The 3,248-nt window shown below is 56.6% G+C and carries 2 protein-coding genes; one reads left to right on the top strand and one right to left on the bottom strand.

Annotated elements, in window-relative coordinates:
- Positions 1-827 (bottom strand): acyl-CoA dehydrogenase family protein (locus ACIQ17_RS32480; RefSeq protein WP_398473680.1); only part of this gene is annotated, 827 nt, incomplete at its 3' end.
- 101 nt (positions 828-928) lie between these two features.
- Here ACIQ17_RS32480 and ACIQ17_RS32475 point away from each other — a divergent pair.
- Positions 929-2,980: an FAD-dependent oxidoreductase gene (locus tag ACIQ17_RS32475; RefSeq protein WP_398473679.1), complete on the top strand. Its 2,052-nt coding sequence runs from the start codon at positions 929-931 to the stop codon at positions 2,978-2,980.
- Positions 2,981-3,248 lie beyond the last annotated feature (268 nt).

The raw sequence follows: 3,248 nt of genomic DNA, 5'->3' as shown, positions 1-3,248 counted from the left end.
TGGGCGATCGGCCGCTCAAACGCCCGGCGTTCGGTGCTGTACTTCCAAGCTTCGTCAACGGACGCTTGCGCAGGTCCGATGCATTCAAGTCCAATCAAAGCTCGACTGTAGTCGAATCCGGCCATAATCTTTGAGAAACCTCTATTCTCCTCGGCCATCAAACATTCAGCCGGGACAAAAACATCGTCGAAAAAGACGGAGCCGCGGCCAACCGGTCTGGTACCGATATCGTCGAAATGTGTTCGGGTAATGCCGGGCAGGCTAAGGTCCACAAAGAAAGCACTGACGCCGCGTGCACCGTCTTCGATTGACCCAGTTCGTGCGAAGACGACGGCCGCATCGCATTGGTCAGAAAAGCTCATCGAGGTCTTTTCGCCATTGAGGCGGTAGCCATTGCCGGACTTGTCGGCGCGCAAAACCAAACTCGCTGCGTCCGATCCACCACGGGGCTCGGTGAGGCCGAGCCCGATGATTGCTTCGCCATTGATTACCCGCGGCAGCCATTCCTCGCAGATGCCTGGTGTCGCATGCTGGTTCATCATCCCACCCATCAGCGAAGCGAGCAGCTGGGCGTAGCTGACATTAAAGTCGCCATAGGCAATCTGTTCGATTATCACGCCAGCGGTGGCGCTGCTCTGCCCGAGGCCACCGTATATTTCAGGAAGATCGACACCAATAAGGCCGAGATCGCCCATTTCCCTAAGCACCGCTCGATCGATGCGGTCATGCTTCGCTCGCGTTAGATACCGCGGGGCGAGTTTCTCCCGAGCGTACCGTTCGGCGGCTTCGCGGAAGGACCGCTGCTCAGTACTTAGTGTGTAATCCATGACGGGTCCCTAAAGCCGACTCACCAACTTGCACTCGATCGGATAATATCGCATTCTAACAATTGTTAGAAATAACGCAATCGTGCCTCGGAGCTGTCCTGATGATTGGAGTTTCTCGGTATTCGAGCCTTTTGTCGCCGTTGGGAGTGGGTCAAACAACGCTGCGTAATCGAATAATCATGGGCTCGATGCACACCCGTTTGGACATGGAGCCTAACGGGCTGAAAAAAATGGCGACATTCCTTGCTGAACGCGCCAAGGGCGAGGTTGGCCTAATCATCACGGGCGGCTACGCTCCAAATACCGCCGGCCTCATCGAGCCTGGCGGACCGATTCTGACCGAGCGATCACAAGCGTGGGAACTGCGCCGTGTGACCGACGCTGTTCGCCATTATGGCAGCAAGATTTGTTTACAGATTCTGCATGCGGGCCGTTACGCTAAGCAGCCAGAGTGTTTTGGGCCGTCGGATATCCGCACCCGCATCAATAAATTTCCGCCCCGCGCGATGACCTCTACCGATATCTCGGAGACAATTGCAGACTATGTGCGTTGCGCGCTTTTGGCGAAGGACGCAGGATTCGATGGTGTCGAGATCATGGGATCTGAGGGCTATCTCATTAATGAGTTCACGGTCCTGCGGACCAATGACCGCACAGACGAATGGGGCGGAGCTGAGGAAAACCGGCATCGTCTTCCCGTCGAGATAGTCAGCGGCATTCGCGCGGCTACCGGACCGAACTTTTTGATCGTCTATCGCATCTCCGCGCTGGATCTGGTTGAGGGTGGCGCTACCGGGGACGAGGTCAGTAGGCAGGCGAAGCGGATCGAGATTGCCGGTGCTGATATACTGAACACCGGGTTCGGTTGGCATGAGGCGCGCGTGCCAACCATCGCCTACCCAGTCCCGCGAGCCGCCTGGCGATTTGCGGCCGCCCGGCTGAAAAAAAGCGTTGATATTCCCGTGGTGGCTTCGAACCGGATCAATACGCCCGAAGTCGCCGAGGACATTCTAGCATCTGGGGACGCCGACTTGGTGTCGATGGCGCGCCCGATGCTTGCCGACCCGCATTTTGCTCGCAAGGTGCGGGAAGGTCAGGCCGACAAAATCAACATATGCATCGCCTGCAATCAAGCTTGCCTCGACTTAATCTTCTCTAATCGTAGTGCCACGTGCCTCGTGAATCCGCGCGCTTGTCGTGAAACAGAATTTGACGACAAGAAAGCCGTAAAAGCTCGCAAGATCGCGGTCATCGGCGCCGGTGCGGCTGGACTTGCCGCAGCAACAGAGGCTAGTCAGCGAGGGCATAAAGTCACGCTGTTCGAGATAAGCGATCGCGTTGGTGGTCAGATAAATCTTGCGCGTGCGGTGCCCGGCAAGGCCGAGTTCGATGAAATGCTGCGCTACTACAGCGGGAAGCTGTCGGATGAAGGCGTGGAATTGCGCCTCAATACGACGCCGGATGCCGAACAACTCAAGCGCGAGAACTTCGAAGCTGTTGTGGTTGCTACCGGCGTAAGCCCGCGATTGCCGGACATCGCGGGTATTGATCATCCCAAAGTTATTTCCTACAGCGACTTGCTCGGGGGGAGAAAAAAAGCTGGCCGCCGAGTGACCATCATCGGCGCTGGCGGTATTGGTTTCGATGTTGCCGAATATCTCTGCCATTCCAATCCCGGTGCAGAGCCGATGTCGCGACGCCTTAATACTGTGGAATTTATGGCCGAATGGAATATTGACGCCACTCTGGCTACAGCTGGTGGGTTGTTGGGCGATCCGTTGGCTCCAGTACAAAGCCGGCGAGAAATTACCATACTTCAACGTAGGGCAACGCGTCCGGGTGCTAATCTTGGGGTATCGACAGGGTGGATTCTACGCAGCAGCCTTGCCAAACGCGATGTCACGATGATTGCAGGAGTTACATACGAGAGGATTGACGACCACGGCTTCCACGTGACTATCGAGGGCAAGCCTAAGTTGATCGAGGCGGACACGATCGTCGTTTGTGCCGGCCAAGAAGCCAACCGCGGATCATTTGAAAAGCTGAAGTATGCCGGCATCGAAGTTCACATCATCGGGGGCGCGCGGGAGGCTGCCGAGCTTGACGCCATGCGTGCGGTCGATGAAGGCGTGCGTATCGGCAACGCACTATAGTGCGTTGCCGGCTCGCGCAACGAGAAAGGCTTCTGCTTAGTTCGTTTTGGCGCATCGCACCCGAAACTGTTGCCGCTCCGCCTAATAACGCTACCGTTGCGGATTGACTCACTTTGTTTTGGGGAGGGCGGATTCGCGCTTGGCGAACTTCACTGCATCGATCATCTGACGCGCGTCGTGGGCCAAGTGCAACGTCTCGCCGCCGTCGATGTACCATTCCTCACCGGTCACAAACGTCCCGAGTGACGAACCCAAAAAAACAATGGCA

It is taken from the genome of Tardiphaga sp. (assembly GCF_044340795.1).
Lineage (GTDB): Bacteria > Pseudomonadota > Alphaproteobacteria > Rhizobiales > Xanthobacteraceae > Tardiphaga.
The sequence above is the reverse complement of the archived record's forward strand: the minus strand, read 5'-3'. Positions and strand labels throughout refer to the sequence as shown.